The sequence below is a fragment of the Acidovorax sp. Root275 genome (genome assembly GCF_001428965.1).
GTDB lineage: Bacteria > Pseudomonadota > Gammaproteobacteria > Burkholderiales > Burkholderiaceae_C > Acidovorax > Acidovorax radicis.
On the sequence record NZ_LMJH01000001.1, the window covers coordinates 1772152 to 1796768 of the forward strand.

Genomic DNA, 24617 nt, shown 5'->3' on the forward strand with positions numbered 1-24617 from the left:
CATCACGGCCATACGGTCGTTCGGGATGCAACACACTCAGCGCTGGAACTTTTTCATCAACCGGCGCAAGAGCCCGGGGGGAGCACCGGGAGTCGTGTCAAACCATTCAGCAACACTCCAGGGCTGGGACGCCTGCAGCCCCGCCCCCTCTTCGCCATCCGCGGCCTCGGCTTCTCCTTTGAAGCCTTCAGACGCCACCACCCCACTGCTATAAATAGCGCGCTGTCGCCACAAGTCGGAATATCCGTTGCCATCGGCAACTCCAAAATCCGACAGCCCCGGTGAGCCCATCCGTTTTCTTTTAATGGCCACGATTTCATTTCGCAGAATCAAGCAATGCGACTTTTCATCGGGAGGTAATTCAATGTTTCGGACAGCTCTCGCAACCATCTCTTTTCCGACCAACCCCGCCACACCCGTGATGAGATCCTGAGGTTCGCACACGGTCGCCAACGCCTTGCCAAAAAGCGCTGGCCCAGTGGGGCACAGCGGTGTGTTGCCGTAGTAGCCGCGGCGCACATTGGCACAGACCATTTGAATAGTGACCTCCAATGCCTTGTGTCTGGGCGGCACGGAAAATACTCCGTTGCTCACATCCCAGGGTGAAGACCACATGAAATCCCGAAACACCACCACGCGGCGGGCATCCATCGGCAATGAGCGCAGAAAATAATACGAAAGATCCGCATAAATACCTCCGTACTCATACAGGACGCAATACCGTGCCAGATCTGCCTTGTATGCGTAGGGCTTCAGCTCCCCAAAAGCCCTCAACACCTCTTGAGAAAATTTTTCTTCAATGAATGAAAACAGCTCCGCATAGCCAAAAAGCTTGTGGGGAATATGGGGGTGGTTTCTTTGAAGGGAATGGACGTTCTCCAGGATGAGATATGGCAAAGACGCTGCATTGGCATCACCGGACGAGTTGATCCAAATGCTGGTCAGCAGCATTTCTCAACCTTTCAAGCCGAAAGTCATCACCGGCGGCCGATGACCAACATCCGTGTGTTCCACGGCTGCGCTGGAGGCCGGATGATCCTGGGCATCTGTCATGGATGCGCGGCGTCCCAATCTTGCAATCTTTCAAAATTGCCGATCTCCATCGCTGTTGTCAGCGGCCGACGGTGTGCGCCCAATACGGTAGAGAGCAAAATTTTCTCGGCGCCAAGGTACGCGCTCCGGGAGAGTTCTTCTTCTGACGAGCCGCAATGCGGCAGCCTGATATCCATCAAGATCACATCCCCAGCTTCCACATTGATGGATTGAACGAGAGAGGCATCAGCAGGTTCGCTGGCGGAATCGCTATCGAGAGAAATGGGCGCCGGGCACCGTCTTCAGGCTCTTTCCGGCCTGCAGATATACCAAGGCCTTGTATACCCCTCCTCCATCAGGCCCCCAACACAGATCAGCGTTGAGGTGATGCTGGTATTTCCCCCTCAGCAGATCAACATGCCAGGGTTGCGATCTGTTGACGGTGATGTCGCTCAAGCCGATGGATCGGAGCCTTTTACGTCCTGACGCCTCGCCCAAAACCGCCAGAATCTTTTCATTCCCGGACATCCATGTATGAAGCGGCTCCAAGTCGGGATATCGATGAAACCCCGCAAGATGGCCCGCAGAGGGATGTGGGCGTGTTTGTTTTAAAGAACCGATGCTTCTCAGCACCAACTCTCGTGCCCACTCCACTTGGCTGAGGGGATACAAAGCGGGCAATACAACACAACCATCCCTCCGCAGGATCTCCGCTTTTTCGATTGCCTCACCTGAGTTCATCCTCACATCTTTCGATCAAAAGTGGCCGTGCGTAAAACAGTCGCACATTCACAAGGCCCTTCTTGTAGTGCCCCACATCGGTTTGACTCAATACAAATACCCAGATGGGGAACGACAAGTGAAGGTCCAATCAGCCTTGGAGAGCCCATCGGTTGGAGTCTCTATTCGCACAGGAACAGCTGGCATTTTTTGGTGGCATTGTTTTACAACAAAAAAGCCCGGGGGTTGCCCGGGCTTCCTGTTCTCACACCCCGCTGATAGGCAGGGGTTGGCACTCCATCTCAGTGGAACTGCTCTTCTTCGGTCGAACCCGTCAGGGCCTTCACAGAGGACGAGCCGCCCTGGATCACCGTGGTCACGTCGTCGAAGTAGCCTGCGCCCACTTCCTGTTGGTGCGACACGAACGTGTAGCCCTTGTCGCGTGCTGCGAATTCTGGCTCTTGCACCATGTTCACGTAGTGCTTCATGCCTTCGCCGTTGGCGTATGCATGGGCGAACTGGAACGTATTGAACCAGTTGATGTGGATGCCGGCCAGCGTGATGAACTGGTACTTGTAGCCCAGGGCCGACAGGTCTTCCTGGAACGAAGCGATCTGGCTGTCGTTGAGGTTCTTCTTCCAGTTGAACGATGGCGAGCAGTTGTACGACAGCAGCTTGCCGGGGCAGGCGGCGTGCACGGCCTGGGCGAATTCGCGGGCGAAGCCGATGTCTGGCACGCCGGTTTCGCACCACACCAGGTCGGCGTAGGGAGCGTAGGCCACGCCACGGCTGATGGCTTGTTCCAGGCCGTTCTTGACGCGGTAGAAACCTTCTTGCGTGCGCTCGCCGGTCAGGAAAGGCTTGTCGTTGGCATCGTGGTCAGACGTGATCAGGTTGGCAGCTTCTGCATCGGTACGGGCCAGCACGATGGTGGACACGCCCATCACGTCGGCCGCAAAACGTGCGGAGATCAGCTTTTCGCAGGCTTCCTGCGTAGGCACCAGCACCTTGCCGCCCATGTGGCCGCACTTCTTCACGGCAGCGAGTTGGTCTTCGAAGTGCACGCCGGCAGCGCCCGACTGGATCATGTTCTTCATCAGTTCGAAGGCGTTCAGCACACCACCGAAACCGGCTTCTGCATCGGCCACGATGGGCAGGAAGTAGTCGATGAATTCCTTGTCGCCGGGGTTGATGCCACGGCCCCACTGGATTTCGTCGGCGCGCTTGAAGGTGTTGTTGATGCGGCGAACCATGGTGGGCACCGAGTCGTAGGCGTACAGCGACTGGTCGGGGTACATGGTCTCGGACGTGTTGCCGTCAGCGGCCACTTGCCAGCCCGACAGGTACACGGCTTCCAGACCGGCCTTGGCCTGCTGCATGGCCTGGCCGGCGGAGATCGCGCCGAATGCGTTCACATAGCCCTTCTTGGCGCCGCCGTTGATCTTGTCCCACAGCTTTTCAGCGCCGCGCTTGGCCAGCGTGTGCTCGATAGGCAGCGAGCCGCGCAGGCGCACCACATCGGCGGCGGAGTAGCCGCGCTTCACGCCCTTCCAGCGGGGGTTCTGGGCCCAGTCTTTTTCCAGGGCGGCAATTTGCTGTTCGCGGCTCAGTTGTTCGTTGAGGGATTGGGGCATGAGATCACTCCAGAGGTTGGTTGAAAACGCCGGGCTGCTTGTGCTGCCCTTGGAGATAACTTTAAGTCTTCTATAAGACTTGAGCAAGCTCTTATGTCTTATACAAGAGATAAATTTTCTCCTTGAAAAACAACAACTTAACCACACCATTTCTCAATACAGAAATTGATTTCTCATATCAAGAAAAATTGCGGCAATGCAACATCTATCGTATTCTGCATTACGAAATCCAGTTTTTGCATTACAAAAAATCTATGGCGTCACAGAGTGCCCAAACGCGGGGCCTTCAGCCAGTCCCCCTCGGGAATGCGCGGCGCAGAGACTACATATCGGGGATTGATCTCATAGACCAGGCAGGACACGGCTCGCCCGCCTACATCGACCACGATGTCGCGCTTCACATACTCGTCGCTGGGATTGGCGCCCAGGTCCTCGATCTCGTCCAGAACGCTCTCCAGTGCAGGCTCAATGGCATACACCTCGCCCTGAACCCACAAAGGCCCGCCCAGCGCCATGCCCGGATAGGCTCCCAGGTGGTAGAGCACCCCCTCCACTTGGGCGGTGCCCAGGAACCGGGGCGCCGGGCGAAGGCGGGTGATGTCATTGGATCCGCCGCGCCGCAGCGTGCCATAGACAAAGACACAGCGCAGGGAGGCAGCGGGCAGGATTTCGTCGGGCATGATGCGCACCTCTTTTTGGCATAAAACAGGTTCTTGGCAATCTCCAGTCTAGTGAACACCATCCCCAGCCGACCTTTCGCGTATCTGTGCCTGGCCCTCAGCATGGCGCTGGTGGGCAGCTACGTGGCGCTGTCCAAACCCCTGGCCGCCGTCCTGCCGGTATTCCTGCTCGCATGGATGCGCTTTGGCATTGGCGGTGTGGCCATGCTGCATTGGCTCAGGAAGCCTGTGGACGAGCCCCCACTCACCCCACAAACCCGGCGACTGCTGTTTCTGCAATCGTTCCTGGGCAATTTCCTGTTCACCATCTGCATGATCTACGGCGTGAGTCTGACCGATGCCGTCTCGGCCGGCGTGACCCTGGCTGCGATTCCCGCCGCAGTGGCGGTGATGGGCTGGGCTTTTCTGCGGGAACGCGTCGCACCACGCACCTGGGCGGCCGTGGCCTGTGCCGTGGCGGGAATTGCCTTGTTTTCGCTATCAAAACAAGAGCATTCAGCGCTTACTGGACAAGCGCTAGGCACTAAAAATTCTCAAAACCTTGCCTGGCTGGGGCCTTGGCTGCTGCTGGGCGCGGTGGTGTGCGAGGCGGCCTATACGGTGATCGGCAAGAAGCTCACGGGCAGCCTGGGCCCCAAGCGCATCTCCTCGCTCATCAACCTGTGGGGCTTTGTGCTGTCCACGCCGTTCGGGCTGTACGCAGCCTGGCATTTCGACTTTGCCGCCGTGGGCTGGGGCATCTGGACGTTGCTGGTGTTCTACGCGCTGGCGGCCTGCGTGTGGACGGTGTGGCTCTGGATGACCGGGCTCAAGGCCGTGCCAGCTGCGCAGGGTGGCGTCTTCTCGGTCATGCTGCCAGTGAGTGCTGCCTTGGTAGGCGTGCTGGTGCTGGGTGAATCACTGACCCGCTGGCAATGGGCGGCGTTTGCCATCGCGCTGGCCAGCATGCTGCTGGCCACCCTGCCCTCACGCGCCGCCCTGCGTGTGGGTCGGCATGGCGGCCGCGCAGGCTGATGGGGGCCCACCAGCCACCCAGCCCCAACGGCTACGCAGCCAACGGGCGCGCGCTGACGACGATGCCATCCGCATCGGCATACAACCAGTCGCCCGGCCGCACCCAGACCCCCTGGATCTGCACAGCAACATCGCGCTGTCCTTCCCCCCGGCGCTCGGTCGGCAAGGGAATCAGCGCCAGTGCACGAATGCCAACGGCCGCCGCGTTCAACTCGGCCACGTCACGCACGCAGCCGTCCACCACCACACCGGCCCAGCCATTGAGCGCAGCGGTAGCCGCCAGATTGCCCCCCACAAGCGCCCGGCGCAGCGATCCGCCACCATCCACCACCAGAACGCGGCCCTCTCCCGGCGACTCCACCGCAGCCTTGACCTGCGTGTTGTCCTCATGGCACTTGACGGTGCTTACCGGGCCTGCAAACGCGGCCACGCCGCCAAAACTCTGAAAAACGGGGGGCAGAACGCGAAAAGCCCCGGTCATGTCGCCCTTGTGCACATCGCAAAAATCGCAGGTACTAAAGGGGGCGGCAGAAGGTGCAGCAGTCATTTTTGGAAGGCCTTTCGGACGAAGTGAACAACGGGAACGCAGCGGGCGCACAGCGCCGGACAGGTTGCCCCGCATTGTCATACAGCCCCAGGGGGCGGACTGGAAAACGCGGCCGGCGCAGGCGGCTTTGTCAAGGCGGAAGCGCCGCGTGGGCGACTTATTGGCCTGCACGCGGCACCACCGCTACAAATCGAGGCAAAAAAAGCCGTTTCTCCCTTGGAAACGCGTTTTTTTCCCAGTAGCATCAGCCTGCCAGTGGGAAAGCCTAGTTTTCGCTGGTGAAAATTTACTTCCAACAAGGAAAACCCAACATGGCAACTGCAAAAAAAGCTCCGGCAAAAACAGCCCCCGCAGCCAAGACGGCTGCTGCCCCCGCCAAGAAGCGCACCCCCAACGCTGCTTTCATGAAAGCACTCACGCCCAGCCCCGCGCTGGCCGCCGTGGTGGGCTCGGCACCGCTGCCACGCACGGAGATCATCAGCAAGCTGTGGGTCTACATCAAGGCCAACAACCTGCAAGACGCTGCCAACAAGCGCAACATCAACGCTGACGCCAAGCTCAAGGAGCTGTTCGGCAAGCCCCAGGTCTCGATGTTTGAACTGGCTGGCCTGATCGGCAAGCACGTCAAGTAAACACGCACCCTGGTGCACAAAGAAGCCGGCCCAGCCGGCTTTTTTCCGTCTGGACTCCGGCAAACTGTGGCGTATTGGCATCAATGCAAATGAGAATGACCCGCATTTGATGTAACATAAAGAAGCAAGTCGAAGCACAGCCATGTTGATCTAGCCACTGCCTTTCGTCTGCAATCAGCGCCCCACGCGCCACCTGCACCCATTCCCCATCGACGGAGGCCATCTTGGCAAAAACACGCGCTCAGCGCCGCAGCTCCGTGCTGCGCCCACAACAATCCTCTCCCTCCCCCGTGTCCACCACATCGCGCGGCTTGTCCTCCGACAAGGCACTGCTTCCGCTGGGCGCGCTGATGCTGGCCGCCTCCGTGGGCGCCATGGCACAAACCACCACACCAGAGAAAACACTGGCCCCCGTCGTGGTCAAGGAACGGGCCGAAGCCCCTGAGGGCAAAGACAGCGTGCGTGCCACCGAGACCACCATTGGCAAGGGCAAGCAGCAGCTGCGTGATATTCCGCAGTCGATCACGGTGGTCACCGAGCGCCTCATCGACGACCGTAACCTCGACACCGTCAAGGAAGCCCTGAAGAACACCGCCGGCATCACTTTTCTGGCGGCCGAGGGCGGCGAGGAAGACATCCGCCTGCGCGGCTTTGCGCTGCAAAGCACGGGCGACATGTTCATCGACGGCATGCGCGACCCCGCGTTCTATGACCGCGACACCTTCAACCTGGACCGCGTCGAGCTGCTGCGCGGATCCGCCTCCATGCTGTTTGGGCGCGGCTCCACCGGCGGCGCTGTGAACCAGGTCAGCAAGGCCCCCCGCCTCATCGATTCGCACCAGGTGGACCTGACCCTGGGCAGCCACCAGTACCGCCGCATCACGGGCGACTTCAACATCCTCACGGGTGAAAACGCCGCCCTGCGCCTGAACGCGATGAGCACCACGGCCGACAACAATGGCTCGGGCAGCAGCCTTGAGAAGAAGGGCATTGCAGGCACCTACGCCTTTGGCATCGGCACGCGCGACGAGTTCGCCGTGAGCCTGTACCACCTGGACAACAAGAACGGCATGAACTACGGCATGCCCTGGATCCGCCGCAGCGCCAACTCGCCCGTCAGCGACACTACGCTGCTGCCGCTGGACCCCAAGAACTACTACGGCGCCGCCAGCGACTACAACGCAGGCAGCGCAAGCTTTGCCACGCTGGGCCACATCCACCGCTTTGACGGCGAATCGGAGCTCAAGACCCAGGTGCGTTTCGGCCGCTTCGAGCGCGACCAGCGCGCCGGCACCGTGCGTCTGGCCGCCGCGGCCCAACAGCCGGGCGGCATCGCCGCAACGCTGGACAGCTTCGGCCCCGCCACGCGCCTGACGCGCGGCACGCAGCTCAAGATCCAGAACATGGACACCGTGCACCTGCAAAGCGACTTCAGCAAGAAGTTCGAAGCACTGGGCTACAAACACGAATTGCTGGCAGGCGCCGACTTCGCGCACGAGAAGAAGACCGTGTACGCCGCACGCAACGCCGCGCAAGGTGGCGTGGACCTGGTCAAGCCCCCCACCACCGTGGCCACGCCCAACGATGGCGTCGGCGTGGACGAAACACGCCGCGTGCTGCGCACGTCGAGCGACTTCGATGCCAAGGGCTACGGCTTCTATGCCCAGGACCTGATCCAGATCGCTCCCCACTGGAAGCTGCTGGCCGGCCTGCGCTACGACAACATGGATGGCAGCTACAACACGTTTGGCATCCCTGCTGCAGCCCCAGGCCCTGTCACTACCACCAGCTACCGCCAGAAGATTTCCGAGTGGAGCAAGCGTGCGGGCGTGCTGTACCAGCCCAACGATCTGCAGTCGTACCACTTCTCGTACGGCACCTCGTTCAACACCTCGGGCGACACGTATTCGTACAGCGCCGCGACGGTGAACACGCCCCCCGAAGCCAGCCGCAACATCGAGATCGGTGCCAAGCTCGACTCGGCCGACAAGCGCTTCACCACGCGCCTGGCCGTGTTCCACTCCACCAAGTACCGCGAGCGCAACACCGATCCCGACCTGAATATCGCCGTGCTGTCGGGCAAGCGCCACGCTGCCGGCGCCGAGATCGACATTACGGGTCGCCTGACCTCCAAGTGGGAGGTCTACGGTTCGTACATGTGGATGCCCAGCGCCAAGATCGACATCGGAGCTGAAGGCGCCGAAGGCCAGGGCAGCCGTCCATCGCTCACGCCCCGCCACAGCGGCACGGTGTGGACCACCTACCAGATCACACCTGAACTGCGTGTGGGTGGCGGCCTGAACTTCCGCAGCTCGCAAACCCCCAACCGCAACCCCGGCTGGGAAGTGCCTGGCTACGTGACCGCCGACCTGATGGCCGAATATGCCATCAACGAGCGCTACACGATCAAGGCCAACCTGAGCAACGTGACGAACAAGCTGTACGCCGACTCGATCTACAGCGGCCACTACGTGCCCGGCGCAGGCCGCATCTTCCAGGTCACGGCCAGCATGAAATTCTGATCTGCGTCACAACGTTTCTTCAAGGTATTTGCCGCCCCCTTACCGGGGCGGCTTTTTTGCTTTACAACCCACGCCATGCTGCTCACGCTCCCCGATCTTCTCTCGCCCCACGACCTGCAGACCGCCCGCCAGCTGCTGCGCAATGCCCCTTGGGCCGACGGCAAGGACAGCGCGGGCACACAGGCGCGCCAGGCCAAGAACAATGAACAACTGCCACGCGACTGCGAGGCCGCGCAGCGCATTTCAGCCCTGGTGATGGCGTCGCTGGACCGCAGTGCGCTGTTCCTGACCGCTACCCTGCCCAAGCGCGTGTTTCCCCCGCGCATCAACCGCTACGGCGGCGGAGCCAACCACTACGGCGACCATGTGGACAGCGCCGTTCGCCAGATGGCCGACCGGCGTGAACGCCTGCGCACCGACATCTCGTGCACGGTGTTCCTGTCGGAGCCCGACGAATACGACGGCGGCGAGCTGTGCATCGACGACACGTTTGGCGAGCAGCGTGTCAAGCTGCCGGCAGGCCACGCAGTGATCTACCCCGGCACCAGCGTGCACCAGGTCAGCCCCGTGACCCGCGGGCACCGCATGGCCTGCTTCTTCTGGATCGAAAGCATGGTGCGCAGCGACGAGCAGCGGCGCCTGCTCTACAACATGGACATGGCCCTGCTGCGCCTGCGCCAGCAGCACGGCGAGTCGCCTGAGACCGTGGCGCTCACGGGCACCTACCACAACCTGTTGCGCATGTGGGCGGATACGTGAGCCAGCCTCCCGCCGATCCCCGCACCGCGCTGCCGCCCGGCATCGTGAACCTGGCAGACCACGAGGCCCATGCCGCCACCCACCTGGAGCCCGGGGCCTGGGCCTACTTCAACGGAGCCGCGGCCGACGAGATCACCCTGGCTGCCAACCGCCGGGCCTGGGACCAGATCGGCTTGCTGCCCCGCGTGCTGCGGCCCCTGGCGGGCGGGCACACACGCGTGGAACTGCTGGGCCGCACGCTGGCCCACCCCATCCTGCTGGCCCCTGTGGCCTACCAGCGCATGGCCCACCCCGACGGCGAACTGGGCGCAGCCTATGCCGCCGCCGCCTTGGGCGCGGGCATGGTGCTGAGCACCCAGGCGAGCACCCGGCTGGAGGCGGTGGCCAGTGCCATCCGGGACGATGCGGGGCGGGGGCCGTTGTGGTTCCAGCTGTACCTGCAGCACGACCGCGATTTCACCCGTGAACTGGTCGAACGGGTCGAACGCGCGGGCTACGAAGCCCTGGTGCTGACGGTGGACGCGCCCTGCCACGGGGCACGCGACCGCGAACGGCGGGCCGGGTTCCGCCTGCCGGCTGGCATCAGCGCCGCCAACCTGCTGGGCATGCTGCCCCCGCTGGAAGTCCCGCTCGCCCCCGGCCAGAGCGCACTGTTCGATGACTTGCTGCAGCACGCCCCCACCTGGGCCGATGTGCAGTGGCTGCAGTCCATCACCCGGCTGCCTGTGCTGCTCAAAGGGGTGCTGCACCCCGACGACGCCCGTGAGGCCGCCAGCCTGGGCGTGGCAGGAATCATCGTCTCCAACCACGGTGGGCGCACGCTGGACACCACGCCCGCCACCGCCACCCAGCTGCCGCAGGTGGTCGAGGCGGTCCGCGCCGTTCACCCAACGATGCCGGTGCTGGCGGACGGGGGCATCCGGCGTGGCACCGACGTGCTCAAGGCGATGGCGCTGGGGGCCAGTGCCGTGCTGGTGGGGCGCCCCGCCGTCCACGGCCTGGCCAATGCCGGGGCTGCCGGCGTGGCCCACGTGTTGCGGCTGTTGCGCGATGAACTGGAGATCGCGATGGCGCTCACCGGCTGTGCCACCTTGGCCGACGCCTCCCCCGCGCTGCTGGTGCGGCGTTGACGACTTTCCGGCGATCTGGCGCTTTGTCCCCGTTGCGGGAAATGATTTATTGCAAATGCGATAGATTCGTATTTATAATGCAGACACCTTCAACAGCCAGCCACACTGCCTGCCGCCATGATCGTCTGTGTTTGCCGCCGGATTTCCGACCGTGAGATTGCCCGCCACGCACGTGCAGGCATGAGCTTTGACGAAATCCAGTTCGAACTGGGCGTGGCCACCCAATGCGGGTGCTGCGAAAGTTGTGCCCGCGATGTCGTGGCGCAGTGCAATGCATCGAATCCGGTGGCCGCCCTGCACAATGAGGCAGCGCCGAAAACGATCCAGCTTGCCAGCTCCATCCTGGAAAGCAAGTCATGGAACTCCTCTCTACACTCGCAGGCAGCCTGATCCTCGTCGCAGGCTCGGCCTGGTGGATTTTTCGCAAATAATCGAGGTCTTTTAGGGCGCTAGCGCTTGATGTACAAGCGCTAGCCGCTATCATTTTTATGTCTCACCCAGATCGTTTTGCCACCCCCGGGGGGTTCAGCCGCAACACCGTGATCGTGGGCTCTGTCGTCGCTCTGCATGTTGCGGGCCTTTGGGCCCTGCAGTCCGGCCTGCTGCGCAAGGCCGCCGAGATCATCGTGCCGGCGGAACTGCTGACGGAGTTCATTGCGCCACCCGCCGCACCCAAGATCACGCCCCCGCCGCCTGCCCCCCCGCCGCCGCCCAAGCCCGCCCCCAAGGTGGCTCCGCGCCCCGCGCCCATGCCGGTGGCCATTGCAGACCCCACCCCCGCACCCAATGCCCCCACGGGCATCACCACACCCCAGCCGCCTGCGCCCCCCATCGAGGCGCCCATGGCTCCGCCCGCGCCAGCCCCGGCGCCCCCGGCTCCGCCCGCCCCCCCCAAGATCGAGCTGCCGTCCAGCGACGCCGCTTACCTGAACAACCCCAAACCCAGCTACCCCGCCATCAGCAAACGCATGGGCGAGCAGGGCAAGGTGATGCTGCGCGTGCTGATCGGCATCGACGGTACCCCGCAGAAGGTGGAAATCAGCAAGTCCAGCGGCTTCGACCGCCTGGACCGACAGGCCCAGGAAGCCGTCATGCGCTGGCGCTTCGTGCCCGGCAAACGCAACGGCGTGCCCGAGACCATGTGGAACCTGGTCCCTGTCAACTTCGTTCTCGAATAACCAAATTCACCACCAATTACCGCTTTAGGGAGTTTTTCTCATGGAATCGCAATTCGGCATCGCCAACGTCTGGATCCAGGGCGACTTTGTCACCCGCGCCGTCGCCATCCTGCTGCTGGCCATGTCGCTGGCCTCGTGGATCGTCATCCTCATCAAGGCCCTGGACATCATCAAGTTCAAGAAGCACACCCGGGCTGCCCAGGACTTCTGGCACAGCGAAGACTTCGCCGCTGGCCTGACCAAGCTGGGCGCCGACCCGACCAACCCCTTCCGCCACCTGGCGCTGGAAGGCCGTGAGGCCACGGCCCACCACCGCAACACCAAGGCGCACTTGCACGACAGCCTGGACGTGAGCGACTGGGTCACCCGCTGCCTGCGCAACTGCATCGACGAATTCACGTCGCGCCTGCAGTCCGGCCTGGCCATCCTGGCCTCGGTGGGTTCCACCGCCCCCTTCATTGGCCTGTTCGGCACCGTCTGGGGCATCTACCACGCACTGCTGGCCATTGGCACTTCGGGCCAGTCCACCATCGACAAGGTGGCCGGCCCCATCGGCGAGGCGCTGATCATGACGGCCCTGGGCCTGGCGGTCGCCATCCCTGCGGTGCTGGGCTACAACGCGCTGGTGCGTGGCAATAAGTCCATCCTGGGCGGCCTCAACAGCTTCGCCCATGACCTGCACGCCTACTTTGTCACCGGCGCCCGCGTGAATGCGCCCGGCGAGCAAGGCAAGGTCCTGCCCATGAAGAAAGGTGGCTAAGCCATGGCCTTCGGAACCCAAGACGACGCCGATGACGTGATGAACGAAATCAACATGACGCCCCTCGTGGACGTCATGCTGGTGCTGCTCATCATCTTCATCATCACCGTGCCCGTCATGAAGCACTCGGTCAACGTGGACCTGCCCCGCGCCACCAACCAGCCCGAGAACATCAAGCCCGAGACCGTGCGCCTGTCGGTGTCGGCCGATGGCAAGTATTTCTGGAACGAATCGCAGGTCACGGAAGAAGAACTCTTTCCCCGCCTGCAGGCCGAGGCCGCCAAGGAGCCCCAGCCTGACCTGCACATCCGCGGCGACAAGGAAGTGCGCTACGAACGCGTGGCCCAGGCCATGGCCGCAGCGCAACGTGCAGGTGTGCGCAAGATCGGGTTTGTGACCGAGCCCCAGTCCTGAGCGGAGCGTGCGGTGGGCATGCCCGCCGCACCCGATGCGCCAACAGCCTCTTACTCCGCCGGGCTCTCAGCCCGGCAGCCTGTTCAAGCCGCTGCCCGGTACAGCTTTGCTGGCCGGGCAGCGGTGTTGAAGGCCCCCGGAAAAGCGCCCCCGGACCGGCCAGAAAAAACAACAAAAAGAAACATCAAACCCGCTTGACTTGTAATTGCGAATCGTTATCATTAACAAAACGCACTGCAACGCAACAGGAAAAAATCTTCATGCAAGCCACACTGACCGCCGCCTCGCTCCTGCGTCCTCTTTCCGCCGACAAGGCTGCCTCGCAGGTCGGCCACGAAGGGGCCGTACCTTTTGCAGAGGCTGGCGCTGCTGCCGTGGACAGCAGTGCCTTGCTGCAAGGCCAGAAGGCGGTCGCCATCAGCCACAACGGTTCGGTCTACCGCCTGCAGGCCACCAAGCTGGGCAAGCTGATCCTGACCAAATAACGGCGTTTCTCCCTCCAGCGTGAACGGGTGAACGCAAAGGCCCAGCACAGGCCCTCCAGACAGGTTTCATCGTGGGGCGACTCCCGGGCTTGCAACAAGCTCGCAAGGGTCGTTTTTGCCAGCCAACGGGTTCGCCCGCGTAGCCAGGCTTTTTTTCTGCCCAGTTCTCCCCGCCCCAGGATGCTTCGAACCCAACAAAAAAACCGGCCACTGGGCCGGTTTTTTTGTTGGGGATGCAGGTTTGGAGTAAAAATTTGAAGATTTTTGGCGGTTAGCGCTTGATGGACAAACGCCAGCAGCTATAAATTCAATAGCACCCTCGACAACCCATGTGCATCAAAGCCCGAGCGCTGCAATCCCGGCACGGGCAATTTGCGCATCTTCGGTCGACTTCACGCCACTCACGCCCACGGCACCCAGGCACTGGCCGTCCTTGAGGATCGGCACACCGCCTTCGAGCAGGCCGTCGATGCCCGGCGCGCTCAGGAAGGACGTGCGGCCCCCGTTGACGACGTCCTCATACACCTTGCTCTCACGGCGGCCCAGGGCAGCCGTGCGGGCCTTGGACGGGGCGATGTGCGAGGACACGGCGGCGGCGCCATCCAGGCGCTGCAGCCACAGCAGGTGGCCACCATCGTCGACGATGGCGATCGTTACCGCCCAGTTGTTCTTCAGGGCTTCGGCTTCGGCCGCAGCGGCCACCGCCTTGACGTCGGCCAGTTCGAGTTCGGGTTTGGTTTTCATGGAGCAATCCGGAAAAGGAAGAAATGAAATGGAGGGTGAAAGGGTTGCCAGCAGGCCGCCCCCGGCACCAGAACCGGCAAGCATAGCGGCATCGCAGCGGCCCTTCACCCCCACCCAGGGTGAAAGAACCCTTACCAAAAGTAGGTGACCCAAAGCGGTTATTGCAAGGCCAAAAACCATCACCACCTAAAATTTGTCGTGTCTGCGTTGTGCAGGCCAACAAGGAGAGACACAAGATGAATGACCAAGTCACCACCCTGGGCCACTCTGCGGGCTATGGCGTCTCGCAGGAAGAGCGCCACAAGGTGCTTCGCAATACTTACTGGCTGCTCGCGCTGAGCATGATCCCCACGGTGCTCGGCGCCTGGGTGGGCGTGGCCACGGGCATCACCCAGTCGCTGCGCGGCGGCGTGGGCCTGATCGTTTTCCTGGGCGGCGCATTCGCCTTCATGTTCGCGATCGAAAAGACCAAGCGCTCGGCCGCTGGCGTGCCGGTGCTGCTGGCCTTCACGTTCTTCATGGGCCTCATGCTCTCGCGCCTGATCGGCATGGTGCTGGGCTTCAAGAACGGTACCGACCTCATCATGACGGCCTTTGCCGGCACCGCAGGCGTGTTCTTCGTGATGGCCAGCCTGGCCAGCGTGATCAAGCGCGACCTGTCGGGCATGGGCAAGTGGCTGATGGTGGGCGCACTGGTGCTCATGGTCGGCGCCGTCATCAACGTGTTTGTCGGCTCCTCGGTCGGCATGATGGCGATCTCGGTGGCTGCCATCGGCATCTTCAGCGCCTACATGCTGTATGACCTGAAGCAGATCCTGGACGGCGGCGAAACCAACTACATCAGCGCCACACTGGCGCTGTACCTGGACATCTTCAATGTGTTCCAGAGCCTGCTGGCCCTGCTGGGCATCATGGGTGGCGAGCGGGACTGATCCCCTCGTACTCGCGTGTGACCATCCTCAAAGGCTCCTCCGGGAGCCTTTTTTCTTGTACCTTTGCGCCGCCCGGGCCTCAATAGCGCGCACGGCGTGCCGATAATGCAAGTACATGTATCGCAAACCTTCCTCCACCGCATTGCGGCTGCTGGCTCTCTCCAGCATCCTGCTGCTGACTGCCTGCGACAAGATTCCCGGCCTGGGCCCGGACCCGCGCGTCGCCCAGCGTGAGGAGGAAGCCAAGGCCATCGGCGGCGCCTGCCGCCACGCACTGCGGGGCCTGGAAGACTGCTACACCCTGAACCCCAAGGCCGCCAAGGCCTCGGTGTTTGCCGGGTGGAAGGACATGGACGCCTACATGCGCGAGAACAAGCTGGAAGGCACACCTTCGGTGCTCGGCAAGGTGGAAAAGCCCGAACGCACAGAGCGGTCCGGCGACATCGAGACCGAACCCCGCGACCCCGCTGCCAGCCGCAGTCGCAGCTAACAACCCCATCCCGCCATCAGCATCTGAGGGGGCAGCCAGCACAGTGGCCGCCCTGCCCTCGCCTTGGGCTCAGACGCGCTCGAACACCGCCATGCTCTCCACGTGGGCCGTGTGCGGGAACATGTTCACCATGCCCGCCGCCGTGCACTGGTAGCCCCCCAGGTGGACCAGCAGCCCGGCATCGCGGGCCAGCGTGGCGGGGTTGCAGCTCACGTAGACGATGCGTTTCGGGGGCGTCCAGCCCTCGGCCCCAGCAGGCAATGGCCCTGCGCCCTCGGCACCGATGCGCGCCTGCTCGATGTCCGCAAGGGCCTTGGCCAGGGCGAATGCGCCTTCGCGGGGCGGGTCCACCAGCCATTTGTCGGCAGATCCGTCGGCCACCAGCATCTCTGGGGTCATCTCGAACAGGTTGCGCGCTACAAAATCAGTAGCTGCCAGCGCTTTATGGTCATGCGCGACGGCCTGATTCAAGGCATAGTTTTCGCGCGAACGTGCCACCAGCGCCTCGCTGCCCTCAATGCCCAGCACCTCGCGGGCCTGCGTGGCCAGCGGCAGTGTGAAGTTGCCCAGGCCACAGAACCAGTCGATCACACGCTCATGGGGCTGCACATCCAGCAGGCGCAGCGCGCGCGACACCAGCACGCGGTTGATGTGCGGGTTCACCTGCGTGAAATCGGTGGGCTTGAAGGGCATGGTGATGCCGAAGTCCGGCAGTGCATACGACAGCTGCTCGCCGCCTTCGTCCAGCAGCTTCACGGTGTCCGGCCCCTTGGGCTGCAGCCACCATTGCACGTGGTGCTCGGCCGCAAAGGCGCGCAGCCGGGCGAGGTCATCCGCGCTCAGCGGCTCCAGGTGGCGCAGCACCATGGCGGTCACAGTGTCGCCACAGGCCAGTTCGATCTGTGGGCAGGTGTCGCGCGCGTCCATGCCTGCAATCAGCGCCCGCAAGGGCATCAGCATGGCGTCCACATGGGGCGGCAACACGGGGCACTGCTGCATGTCTGCCACATAGCGGCTTTTGCGTTCATGAAAGCCGATCAGCACCTGGCCCTTCTTGATCACATGGCGCACGGACAGCCGGGCGCGGTAGCGATAGCCCCAGGACGGGCCTTCGATGGGGCGCAGCATGGTCTGGGCCTTGACCTTGCCCAGATGCCAGAGGTTGTCTTCGAGTACCCGCTGCTTGACGGCCACCTGGGCGCCGACATGCAGATGCTGCATCTTGCAGCCACCGCACGCACCGGCATGCAGGCCAAAGTGTGGGCAGCCAGGGCGCACGCGCTGCGACGATTCACGGTGGATCGCCAACAGGCTGGCCTGCTCCCAGTTGTTCTTTTTGCGGTGGGTGTTGGCGGTAACCAACTCGAAGGGCAAGGCACCGTCGATGAAGATGACCTTGCCGTCGGGCTTGCGGGCGACGCCCTGGGCATCCAGGTCCATGGACTGGACCTGCAGCCAGCCCTCGGGCAGGTCGCCCTGGGAATTCTGCTCGGTCGGTTCAAACGCGGGGGATAGTTCTTTCGGTTCGCTCATCCCCCGATTGTCTCAGGCCCGGGACGCCCTTCCGCCGGGGCCGCCGCACCGGGGTCCTGAGAACCTGCTCACGATCGCGCAGGGGATCGTGAGCCGCTTCTTAGCCGCGATCTGCGCGGGCAGGACGGCCGCCCATGCCCATGGAGCCCGTGGCCCCCTGTGCAGACGCCAGAGGCAGCTTGTTGATGGGGAGGTCGCAGTTGTGGTTGTCGGGCGAGAACACCAGCGTGGAGCCCGGGGCAACGAGAGGCAGGGTCTGGTGAATCTGGTAGGACATGTCCACCGGCGGCTCCGGCGCGCGGTACACGATGTCCTTGTCGGGGCCGTAGACCACGTAGCACGAGGCCGCGGCCGACTGGCTGAAAAAGGCGGCTGCCAGCAGGGCAGCAGCAGCGTATGGGAAGCGGATCATGGTTCTTCTCCTCAATCTGGCAGGTCTGCTGGGCATTATGCGGGCTTTGGCAGGTCGAGCCAATGTGGGTGTGGCCTGGAGGCTGCGGTGCGGCTGCACGCCCCCCTGGCTTTCAACGCAGATGTAGGTGGTTGGTGTGCTTGACCTCCTCCATCACCGCATAGGTGCGCGTCTCGCGCACGCCGGGCAGTTGCCACAGCACATTGCCCGCAAACACGCGGTAGGCATTCATATCGGCCGATCGCGTCTTGAGCAGGTAGTCAAACCCGCCCGCCACCATGTGGCACTCCATGATCTCGGGGTGCACCTGTACGGCGGCCTTGAACTGGTCGAACACGTTGGGCGTGGTGCGGTCCAGCAGCACCTCCACGAACACCAGCATGCCCGCACCCAGCTTGAGCGGGTTGAGCCGCGCCTCGTAGCCCAGGATGAAGCCATCGCGCGTGAGGCGTTGCACCCGCGCCAGCACGGCCGTGGGCGACAGGGCCACCGCCTCGGCCAACTTGAGGTTGGCAATGCGGCCGTCCTCCTGCAGGATTGACAGTATCTTGCGGTCAATCCGGTCCAGATCGGGTTCTGTTTGCATGTCGATTAGAGTTTTATTCGGCTTCCGTGCCAATTTTCGACCATTTATTCATCACCAACCCAAGGATCATCGCCAATAACGCGCCCAACCAACACTTCCCACCGTGTTGGGCCCCGCCAAATCCCTGAAAGACACCGCCATGACGCAGCCCTCCGCCCCGTTTGCCGACTTCGCTCCCCGCACTCCGCTGAGCAACCCACTGCGCGCCGCCATCACCGCCGCCACCCGCCGCCCCGAACCCGAGGCCCTGGCCCCGCTGCTGGCCCAGGCCCGCCTGCCTGCCGATCAAGCGGCGTCCGCCGAGCAATTGGCGCTGCGCATTGCCAAGGCGCTGCGCGAACGCAAGGCCAGCGCCGGGCGCGCAGGCATCGTGCAGGGGCTGCTGCAGGAGTTTTCGCTGTCGTCGCAAGAAGGCGTGGCGCTGATGTGCCTGGCCGAGGCGCTGCTGCGCATCCCCGACAAGGCCACGCGGGATGCGCTCATCCGCGACAAGATCAGCCACGGCCAGTGGGATGCCCACCTGGGCAAGAGCCCGTCGCTCTTCGTCAACGCCGCCACCTGGGGCCTGCTCATCACCGGCAAGCTGGTGGCCACGCACAGCGAAGGCAGCCTGGGCAACTCGCTCAGCCGCCTGATCGGCAAGGGCGGCGAGCCGCTGATCCGCAAGGGCGTGGACATGGCGATGCGCATGATGGGCGAGCAGTTTGTGACCGGCGAGACCATTGACGAGGCCCTGCGCAACGCCCGCACGATGGAGGCCGAGGGCTTTCGCTATTCGTACGACATGCTGGGCGAGGCCGCGCTGACCAGCGCAGACGCGCAGCGCTACTACGCCTCGTACGAGCAAGCCATCCACGCCATTGGCAAGGCCTCTGCCGGGCGCGGCATTTACGAAGGGCCTGGCATCTCCATCAAGCTCTCGGCCCTGCACCCGCGCTACAGCCGCGCGCAGTTTGGCCGTGTGATGGACGAGCTGTACCCGCTGGTGTTGCGCCTCACGGCCCTGGCCAAGCAGTACGACATTGGCCTGAACATCGACGCCGAAGAAACCGACCGCCTGGAGCTGTCGCTGGACCTGCTGGAGCGCCTGTGCCACGAGCCCACGCTGGCGGGCTGGAACGGCATCGGATTTGTCATCCAGGCCTACCAAAAGCGCTGCCCGTTCGTCATTGACTACGTGGTTCAACTCGCCCGCCGCACCCAGCGCCGGCTGATGGTGCGCTTGGTCAAGGGCGCGTACTGGGACAGCGAAATTAAGCGCGCCCAGGTCGATGGCCTGGAGGACTACCCCGTCTACACCCGCAAGGTGCACACCGACATTTCGTACATCGCCTGCGCACGCAAGCTGCTGGCCGCGCCCGAGGCCGTGTACCCCCAGTTCGCCACGCACAACGCCGAGACGGTGGCCACCATCTACCAACTGGCAGGCAGCAACTACTACGCGGGCCAATACGAGTTTCAGTGCCTACACGGCATGGGCGAGCCGCTCTATGAGCAGGTGGTGGGCGCCATCACTGCGGGTAAATTGGGACGCCCGTGCCGCATCTACGCCCCCGTGGGCACGCACGAAACCCTGTTGGCCTATTTGGTACGCCGCCTGCTGGAGAACGGCGCCAACACCTCGTTCGTGAACCGCATTGCCGACGAAACGATTGCACTGGATGAGTTGGTACGCAGCCCCGTGCAGGTCGTAGACCAGCAAGCTGCGGTGGAAGGCACTGCGGGCCTGCCCCACCCCCGCATTGCCACGCCGCAGGGCCTGTATGGCGCGCACCGCACCAACTCGCGCGGGCTGGACCTGTCGAACGAGAACACGCTGACCGAACTGGCTACCGCCCTGCAAGCCACTGCCGCCCATGCCTGGAACGCCGGCCCCTTGCTGGGCACCGATGCCCCTGCAGGCCCTGCCCAGCCCGTGCGCAACCCCGCCGACCACAGCGACATCGTGGGCCAGGTGCAAGAGGCCACCGAAGCCGACGTGGACCAGGCGCTGGCCCACGCCCAGGCCGCCGCAGCACCCTGGGCTGCCACACCGCCCGCCGAGCGTGCCGCCGCCCTGCTGCGCGCGGCCGATCTGCTGGAAGAGCGCATGTTGCCCCTGCTGGGCCTGCTGATGCGCGAAGCCGGCAAGAGCGCCAGCAACGCCGTGGCCGAAGTGCGCGAGGCCGTGGATTTCTTGCGCTACTACGCGGCACAGGTGCAAAACACCTTCGACAACACCACCCACATCCCGCTGGGCCCTGTGGCCTGTATCAGCCCCTGGAACTTTCCACTCGCCATCTTCATGGGCCAGGTCGCGGCCGCGCTGGCTGCGGGCAACCCCGTGCTGGCCAAGCCCGCCGAACAAACCCCGCTGATCGCCGCCGAGGCCGTGCGCCTGCTGTGGCAAGCCGGTGTGCCCCGCGCTGCATTGCAACTGCTGCCCGGCCAGGGCGAAACCGTGGGCGCCCGCCTGATCGGCGACGCCCGCGTGATGGGCGTGATGTTCACCGGCTCCACCGAGGTGGCGCGCATCCTGCAGCGCACCGTGGCGGGTCGGCTCGATGCCGCAGGCCGCCCCATCCCGCTGATTGCAGAAACCGGCGGGCAGAACGCGATGATCGTGGACTCGTCCGCGTTGGTGGAACAGGTGGTGGGCGACGCCGTGTCGTCCGCCTTTGACAGCGCAGGCCAGCGCTGCTCCGCACTGCGCGTGTTGTGTGTGCAGGACGACGCTGCCGACCGTGTGGTCGAGATGCTGCAAGGCGCCATGGGCGAGCTGCGCGTGGGCAACCCCGGCGCACTGTGCGTGGACGTGGGCCCGGTGATCGATGCCGACGCACAAGCGGGCATTACCCAACACATCGAGACCTTCAAGGCCAAGGGCCACCGCGTATTCCAGCACCCGAACCATGTGTCGGCAGCCGGAGCACGGGGCACCTTTGTGCCCCCCACATTGATCGAGCTGAACCACATCGGCGAATTGCAACGCGAAGTCTTCGGCCCCGTGCTGCACCTGGTGCGCTACGCCCGCAACGACCTGGACCAGTTGCTCGACCAGATCAACGCCACCGGCTACGGCCTGACGCAAGGCGTGCACACCCGCATCGATGAAACCATTGCCCGCGTGGTGAACCGCGCCCACGCGGGCAACGTCTACGTGAACCGCAACATGGTCGGTGCCGTGGTGGGCGTGCAGCCGTTTGGCGGCGAAGGTCTGTCGGGCACCGGCCCCAAGGCAGGCGGGCCGCTGTATCTGCTGCGGCTGCTTTCCCAGCGGCCAGCCGACGCGCTGGCCCGCACCTTTGCCGACGCGGCCCGCATCGCGCCACCTGAGGAAACGCAGCGGGAACGGCTGCTGGCCCCGCTCCACACGCTGCAGCAATGGGCTACGGCACAAGACCATCCCGCCCTGGCCCGCACCTGCGAGCGCTTTGCCGCAGAAACCCAAAGCGGCACTGCCCGCACCCTGCCCGGCCCAACGGGCGAGCGCAATGTCTACACCCTGGCCCCGCGCAGCCGCGTGCTGTGTTTGGCGCAAGACACCGACGATCTGCTGACACAAACCGCCGCTGTGATGGCCACGGGCGGCACTGCGCTCTGGCCGACCGATCAAGCCGGCCTGCGCGCGCAACTGCCCACACGGGTACAGGCCCAGATCGCGTTGCAGGACAACGCGCTGGTAAACAGCGCGGTGGGGCTGGACGCAGTGCTGCACCACGGTGACGCGGCCTCTCTGCACACGGTGTGCACCGCCCTGGCCCGACGCCACGGGCCGATCGTGGGCGTGACAGCGCTGCCAACCGGCGCGGTGGATATCCCGCTGGAGCGCCTGATCATCGAACGCGCGCTGAGCGTGAACACGGCGGCTGCGGGCGGGAATGCGAGCTTGATGACGATTGGATGATCGCCCGGCACCGAGGTGCCATCCTGCGGAGAAAAGTTGAATCAAATTGGCCGCTAGCGCTTATTTATCAAGCGCTAGCAGCTATTGATTCAGTAGCAATTCAAGAAGCCGATGCCAGCGGCAGATTAAGCAACAGGTTCTGCGGCTTGATGCGCACCACACCCTCGGCGGTGGTCGCCAGCCCCAGGTACACCGGCTTGCCCGCCACGTCGGCGCGCATCTCGGCCGGGTTGGCAAAGGTCAGCGTGAACAGGCTCACCAGCCGCGCCATCCGAGCTGCATCGACTGGGTGGTCCTGGTACAAGTCATTGAGGAGGGCCGTGGACTCCACGTCCAACCCCACGTGCCAGCGCCACGCGCTGTCGGTGACCTGGTGCACGGGCTCGATCAACACCTGAACACCCAGCAGGTGGGCAACCCACCGCTCCAGCACCCGTGCCAGCGCCTTGAGGCCCGAGCGCGCGCGCGTCACCTTGAACGTCAGGCCATGGCTCAGGTCCTGCGTCAGCTCGTGGGTCAGGTCGAGTAAAAAATGGTGGCGATCGCTCGCCTGCCAGTACTGACCGGCGTTGTCGGCGGCAAGTACCTGGACCTGCGCTGTGGGCTGCAATGCGCCGCTTTGCAGTAGAAGGCGCCCCACCTCCCCCAAGCCCGCTGTTTCATTCAACATGTCCAGCGTTGCGCGGTCGCCCGCCAACATCTGCCCATCTTGCAGGGTGATGCGCTGGGGGCGGAACAGCATCTCGGCCGCACGGGCTTCAAAGGCGTCATTGCAGTCATCGAGCAGGTTGCGCAGCAGGGCCTGCACCGCAGCGTCAATGAACACGGCTGGCACGTTGACCGTCGCACTGCGCATGAGTTGCAGGTAGTACGCCTCCAGTGTGCCCGCAGCCAGCAAGCCATCGCGAAAGCGCAGGAACACAGCGTAGTTTTCGCGTGCGTCGTCATCCTGCACAGCGGCCAACTCCTGAGGGGCGACGCTGCGTGCTGACGACATGGCCAAAGATTCGTGCAAAGCCACCTCCGCCGGGCACGACTCCGGCACCAGGTCCAGTTCGGGTCGGGTCAGCAGCCATTGCAGGTACGCATCGGTGGGCACCAGCCAGCCGCGCGTATCCCGGGCCAGCGCCTGAAAGCCGCATCCGGGCCAGAAATCAGCGGGCGCCGTCATGCGAAGGCCCTTTGCCCCAGGGGGAAGAGCGTTGTGAGGGAGCCAGTGGGGGGCATCAAGGGTCGAACCATGGAGGACGTGGGGTGGAAGCTGGAGTGGATGTGGGCGTGCAACGGGTGGTTTCACAGAAGGTTGCGGCACGGCGCGGGCACAGGCGGTGACTGCTGCCATCGCATTCTGCACAGCTTATGCGGCGCGCGGGCGCCTCTCGCGGACTGCCCCGACCCCATCAGCGAAAAGGGTGCGGCCTCGTACCGAAAAGCACCGTTTTTCCGCTGCTTACCCCGGGATTGGCGCGGGCGAATTCAGGGACCATCAGGGCAACGTCCATAGAACCCCCATCGGCCCGGTGATTGGCCCGGTGCCACGCCATGGACTGCCAGTCCATTGAAGGAGTCGCAAGATGCTCGATATTTCACAAGCCACCAACATGCTGACGTCCCTGGGCGTCTCCAGCACCATGGCGGCCAAGGCGGCCGAGCGCACGGCCCAGAATCACGCGGGCGCAGACCCTGTCACCTTTCTCAAAGAACTGCAGACCACGCTGGAACAGCTGTCTGCCGAGGCGGCGCAGGGAACAGCGGCTGGCACCACGGGGGCTACCACCACTGCCGCACAAACCAAACCCTACCAATCCACTGCGGCCCTCTACAGCAGCAAGGGCGCGACGGAAACCGGGACGACCCAGGCCGCAGTCAAGGCGCCCTTCAGCAACCTGGAAGAATTTCGCGAATGGGAAAGTGACCTGGGCGACACTTTTGCAGAAGACTATGAAGTGCCGGACTATGTGCGGATGATTTCGATGTCGCTGAGCGGTGGGGACCAGGAAGTGGTCGGCCGCTACATGTTCTTCAAGAACCACCCCGAATTTGCGGCCGACTATGAAGCCATTCGCAGCGGCAAACTGTCCAAGTTCCCGACGGACGGCTCGACGCTCGTCAAGAGCGACCTGACCGAGATGCCTTCGGAGACCGCATCGTTCTACAAGAAAAACACCGCCAGGCTGCTGGCGGCCGAGGGGTTCAACATGGACCCGACACTCGCCAAGATGCGAACAGATGGCGTCGTCGAGGTGCCCGACGGCGTCAATCCGTCGGAATGGCTCATGAACAACCGCTGGACGCCCGACGAAATCGTGGCCCAGAACAACCGCGTCGTTTTTGCCCGCGCACCGTACATCGGCCTGGACGGAAAAGGTGCCGACACCTACCGCCTGACCACCTACGACTCCGCCACGAACAGCATCATCAACTTCGACGGAATCGCCTACGACCCCGTTACAGGCGAAGCCAAAGCCTGATCCTGGCCCAGCATCGGGGTTTGCCTTCTTCCATGGGAGGGGGAGGCGCGGTCTGG

General features: G+C 63.6%; 23 protein-coding genes. 14 read left to right on the top strand and 9 right to left on the bottom strand.

Features of this window, described 5'->3' with window-relative positions; genetic code table 11:
- Positions 1–36: 36 nt before the first annotated feature.
- The 3 genes from ASE52_RS07885 to ASE52_RS07895 all read right to left on the bottom strand — a co-directional run bounded on the left by ASE52_RS07885 (position 37) and on the right by ASE52_RS07895 (position 4066).
- Positions 37–951: a glycosyltransferase gene (locus tag ASE52_RS07885; protein WP_057224967.1), complete on the bottom strand. Its 915-nt coding sequence runs from the start codon at positions 949–951 to the stop codon at positions 37–39.
- Positions 952–2054: 1103 nt separating this feature from the next.
- Positions 2055–3386, bottom strand: coding sequence for an isocitrate lyase (gene aceA, locus ASE52_RS07890; protein WP_056171944.1), 1332 nt, complete (start codon positions 3384–3386; stop codon positions 2055–2057).
- A 260-nt stretch (positions 3387–3646) separates the two neighbouring features.
- Positions 3647–4066, bottom strand: a complete 420-nt coding sequence (locus ASE52_RS07895; RefSeq protein WP_057225309.1) for a gamma-glutamylcyclotransferase family protein — start codon at positions 4064–4066, stop codon at positions 3647–3649.
- A 51-nt stretch (positions 4067–4117) separates the two neighbouring features.
- On the opposite strand from ASE52_RS07895, the gene ASE52_RS07900 reads away from it, so the two are divergent.
- Positions 4118–5080, top strand: coding sequence for a DMT family transporter (locus ASE52_RS07900; RefSeq protein ID WP_277814400.1), 963 nt, complete (start codon positions 4118–4120; stop codon positions 5078–5080).
- Between the two features lie 31 nt (positions 5081–5111).
- On the opposite strand, the gene rraA is transcribed toward ASE52_RS07900, so the two are convergent.
- Positions 5112–5627: a ribonuclease E activity regulator RraA gene (rraA, locus tag ASE52_RS07905; protein ID WP_057224969.1), complete on the bottom strand. Its 516-nt coding sequence runs from the start codon at positions 5625–5627 to the stop codon at positions 5112–5114.
- Between the two features lie 311 nt (positions 5628–5938).
- On the opposite strand from rraA, the gene ASE52_RS07910 reads away from it, so the two are divergent.
- The 9 genes from ASE52_RS07910 (at position 5939) to ASE52_RS07950 (ending at position 13507) form a co-directional block, all read left to right on the top strand.
- Entirely contained in the window at positions 5939–6259 is a 321-nt protein-coding gene (locus ASE52_RS07910) for an SWIB/MDM2 domain-containing protein (protein ID WP_010458169.1), read from the top strand.
- A gap of 350 nt (positions 6260–6609) precedes the next feature.
- The gene (locus tag ASE52_RS07915; RefSeq protein WP_241776957.1) at positions 6610–8781 is read left to right on the top strand and encodes a TonB-dependent siderophore receptor; all 2172 of its coding nucleotides are present in this window, start codon (positions 6610–6612) and stop codon (positions 8779–8781) included.
- A gap of 75 nt (positions 8782–8856) precedes the next feature.
- Positions 8857–9540 carry a Fe2+-dependent dioxygenase gene (locus ASE52_RS07920; RefSeq protein ID WP_057224973.1) on the top strand — a complete coding sequence of 228 codons (684 nt, stop codon included), beginning with the start codon at positions 8857–8859 and terminating at the stop codon, positions 9538–9540.
- Positions 9537–10670: an alpha-hydroxy acid oxidase gene (locus ASE52_RS07925; protein WP_057224975.1), complete on the top strand. Its 1134-nt coding sequence runs from the start codon at positions 9537–9539 to the stop codon at positions 10668–10670. The genes ASE52_RS07920 and ASE52_RS07925 overlap by 4 nt, the downstream gene beginning before the upstream one ends.
- Before the next feature lie 117 nt (positions 10671–10787).
- A complete protein-coding gene (locus ASE52_RS07930; RefSeq protein ID WP_057224977.1) occupies positions 10788–11060 on the top strand; it encodes a (2Fe-2S)-binding protein in 273 nt (90 codons plus the stop codon).
- Between the two features lie 98 nt (positions 11061–11158).
- Complete coding sequence (locus ASE52_RS07935) at positions 11159–11848, top strand: energy transducer TonB (protein WP_057224979.1); 690 nt, start codon at positions 11159–11161, stop codon at positions 11846–11848.
- Positions 11849–11888: 40 nt separating this feature from the next.
- Complete coding sequence (locus tag ASE52_RS07940; RefSeq protein WP_010458181.1) at positions 11889–12608, top strand: MotA/TolQ/ExbB proton channel family protein; 720 nt, start codon at positions 11889–11891, stop codon at positions 12606–12608.
- Between the two features lie 3 nt (positions 12609–12611).
- Positions 12612–13022 (top strand): biopolymer transporter ExbD, encoded by a 411-nt coding sequence (locus ASE52_RS07945; RefSeq protein WP_010458183.1) that lies wholly within the window; start codon positions 12612–12614, stop codon positions 13020–13022.
- Positions 13023–13282: 260 nt separating this feature from the next.
- Complete coding sequence (locus tag ASE52_RS07950) at positions 13283–13507, top strand: hemin uptake protein HemP (protein WP_010458185.1); 225 nt, start codon at positions 13283–13285, stop codon at positions 13505–13507.
- Between the two features lie 336 nt (positions 13508–13843).
- Here the strand turns inward: ASE52_RS07950 and ASE52_RS07955 are convergent, their stop codons facing one another.
- A complete protein-coding gene (locus tag ASE52_RS07955) occupies positions 13844–14251 on the bottom strand; it encodes a heme-binding protein (RefSeq protein WP_010458090.1) in 408 nt (135 codons plus the stop codon).
- 236 nt (positions 14252–14487) lie between these two features.
- Here ASE52_RS07955 and ASE52_RS07960 point away from each other — a divergent pair, with 236 nt between their 5' ends.
- Positions 14488–15183, top strand: a complete 696-nt coding sequence (locus tag ASE52_RS07960) for a Bax inhibitor-1/YccA family protein (RefSeq protein ID WP_057225313.1) — start codon at positions 14488–14490, stop codon at positions 15181–15183.
- Positions 15184–15298: 115 nt separating this feature from the next.
- On the top strand, positions 15299–15673 hold the full coding sequence (locus ASE52_RS07965; RefSeq protein ID WP_010458088.1) for a hypothetical protein: 375 nt from the start codon (positions 15299–15301) through the stop codon (positions 15671–15673).
- A 69-nt stretch (positions 15674–15742) separates the two neighbouring features.
- Here the strand turns inward: ASE52_RS07965 and rlmD are convergent, their stop codons facing one another.
- The 3 genes from rlmD to ASE52_RS07980 form a co-directional block, all read right to left on the bottom strand.
- Complete coding sequence (gene rlmD / locus ASE52_RS07970; RefSeq protein WP_010458086.1) at positions 15743–17206, bottom strand: 23S rRNA (uracil(1939)-C(5))-methyltransferase RlmD; 1464 nt, start codon at positions 17204–17206, stop codon at positions 15743–15745.
- Positions 17207–17306: 100 nt separating this feature from the next.
- Complete coding sequence (locus tag ASE52_RS07975) at positions 17307–17618, bottom strand: hypothetical protein (RefSeq protein WP_010458084.1); 312 nt, start codon at positions 17616–17618, stop codon at positions 17307–17309.
- Positions 17619–17730: 112 nt separating this feature from the next.
- Positions 17731–18204: an Lrp/AsnC ligand binding domain-containing protein gene (locus tag ASE52_RS07980; protein WP_055398143.1), complete on the bottom strand. Its 474-nt coding sequence runs from the start codon at positions 18202–18204 to the stop codon at positions 17731–17733.
- Positions 18205–18343: 139 nt separating this feature from the next.
- Between ASE52_RS07980 and putA the strand changes: the two genes are divergently transcribed.
- On the top strand, positions 18344–22090 hold the full coding sequence (putA, locus tag ASE52_RS07985) for a trifunctional transcriptional regulator/proline dehydrogenase/L-glutamate gamma-semialdehyde dehydrogenase (RefSeq protein ID WP_057225315.1): 3747 nt from the start codon (positions 18344–18346) through the stop codon (positions 22088–22090).
- A 100-nt stretch (positions 22091–22190) separates the two neighbouring features.
- Here the strand turns inward: putA and ASE52_RS07990 are convergent, their stop codons facing one another.
- Entirely contained in the window at positions 22191–23261 is a 1071-nt protein-coding gene (locus ASE52_RS07990; protein WP_057224981.1) for a DUF6352 family protein, read from the bottom strand.
- Positions 23262–23664: 403 nt separating this feature from the next.
- On the opposite strand from ASE52_RS07990, the gene ASE52_RS07995 reads away from it, so the two are divergent.
- Complete coding sequence (locus tag ASE52_RS07995; RefSeq protein ID WP_057224983.1) at positions 23665–24561, top strand: hypothetical protein; 897 nt, start codon at positions 23665–23667, stop codon at positions 24559–24561.
- Positions 24562–24617 lie beyond the last annotated feature (56 nt).

Bases quoted from the DNA above. Each gene is read 5' to 3' on its own strand.
- ASE52_RS07885 (WP_057224967.1), bottom strand. From the start codon at position 951: ATGCTGCTGACCAGCATTTGGATCAACTCGTCCGGTGATGCCAATGCA.
- aceA (WP_056171944.1), bottom strand. From the start codon at position 3,386: ATGCCCCAATCCCTCAACGAACAACTGAGCCGCGAACAGCAAATTGCC.
- ASE52_RS07895 (WP_057225309.1), bottom strand. From the start codon at position 4,066: ATGCCCGACGAAATCCTGCCCGCTGCCTCCCTGCGCTGTGTCTTTGTC.
- rraA (WP_057224969.1), bottom strand. From the start codon at position 5,627: ATGACTGCTGCACCTTCTGCCGCCCCCTTTAGTACCTGCGATTTTTGC.
- ASE52_RS07910 (WP_010458169.1), top strand. From the start codon at position 5,939: ATGGCAACTGCAAAAAAAGCTCCGGCAAAAACAGCCCCCGCAGCCAAG.
- ASE52_RS07915 (WP_241776957.1), top strand. From the start codon at position 6,610: ATGCTGGCCGCCTCCGTGGGCGCCATGGCACAAACCACCACACCAGAG.
- ASE52_RS07920 (WP_057224973.1), top strand. From the start codon at position 8,857: ATGCTGCTCACGCTCCCCGATCTTCTCTCGCCCCACGACCTGCAGACC.
- ASE52_RS07930 (WP_057224977.1), top strand. From the start codon at position 10,788: ATGATCGTCTGTGTTTGCCGCCGGATTTCCGACCGTGAGATTGCCCGC.
- ASE52_RS07935 (WP_057224979.1), top strand. From the start codon at position 11,159: ATGTCTCACCCAGATCGTTTTGCCACCCCCGGGGGGTTCAGCCGCAAC.
- ASE52_RS07940 (WP_010458181.1), top strand. From the start codon at position 11,889: ATGGAATCGCAATTCGGCATCGCCAACGTCTGGATCCAGGGCGACTTT.
- ASE52_RS07945 (WP_010458183.1), top strand. From the start codon at position 12,612: ATGGCCTTCGGAACCCAAGACGACGCCGATGACGTGATGAACGAAATC.
- ASE52_RS07950 (WP_010458185.1), top strand. From the start codon at position 13,283: ATGCAAGCCACACTGACCGCCGCCTCGCTCCTGCGTCCTCTTTCCGCC.
- ASE52_RS07955 (WP_010458090.1), bottom strand. From the start codon at position 14,251: ATGAAAACCAAACCCGAACTCGAACTGGCCGACGTCAAGGCGGTGGCC.
- ASE52_RS07960 (WP_057225313.1), top strand. From the start codon at position 14,488: ATGAATGACCAAGTCACCACCCTGGGCCACTCTGCGGGCTATGGCGTC.
- ASE52_RS07965 (WP_010458088.1), top strand. From the start codon at position 15,299: ATGTATCGCAAACCTTCCTCCACCGCATTGCGGCTGCTGGCTCTCTCC.
- rlmD (WP_010458086.1), bottom strand. From the start codon at position 17,206: ATGAGCGAACCGAAAGAACTATCCCCCGCGTTTGAACCGACCGAGCAG.
- ASE52_RS07975 (WP_010458084.1), bottom strand. From the start codon at position 17,618: ATGATCCGCTTCCCATACGCTGCTGCTGCCCTGCTGGCAGCCGCCTTT.
- ASE52_RS07980 (WP_055398143.1), bottom strand. From the start codon at position 18,204: ATGCAAACAGAACCCGATCTGGACCGGATTGACCGCAAGATACTGTCA.
- putA (WP_057225315.1), top strand. From the start codon at position 18,344: ATGACGCAGCCCTCCGCCCCGTTTGCCGACTTCGCTCCCCGCACTCCG.
- ASE52_RS07990 (WP_057224981.1), bottom strand. From the start codon at position 23,261: ATGACGGCGCCCGCTGATTTCTGGCCCGGATGCGGCTTTCAGGCGCTG.
- ASE52_RS07995 (WP_057224983.1), top strand. From the start codon at position 23,665: ATGCTCGATATTTCACAAGCCACCAACATGCTGACGTCCCTGGGCGTC.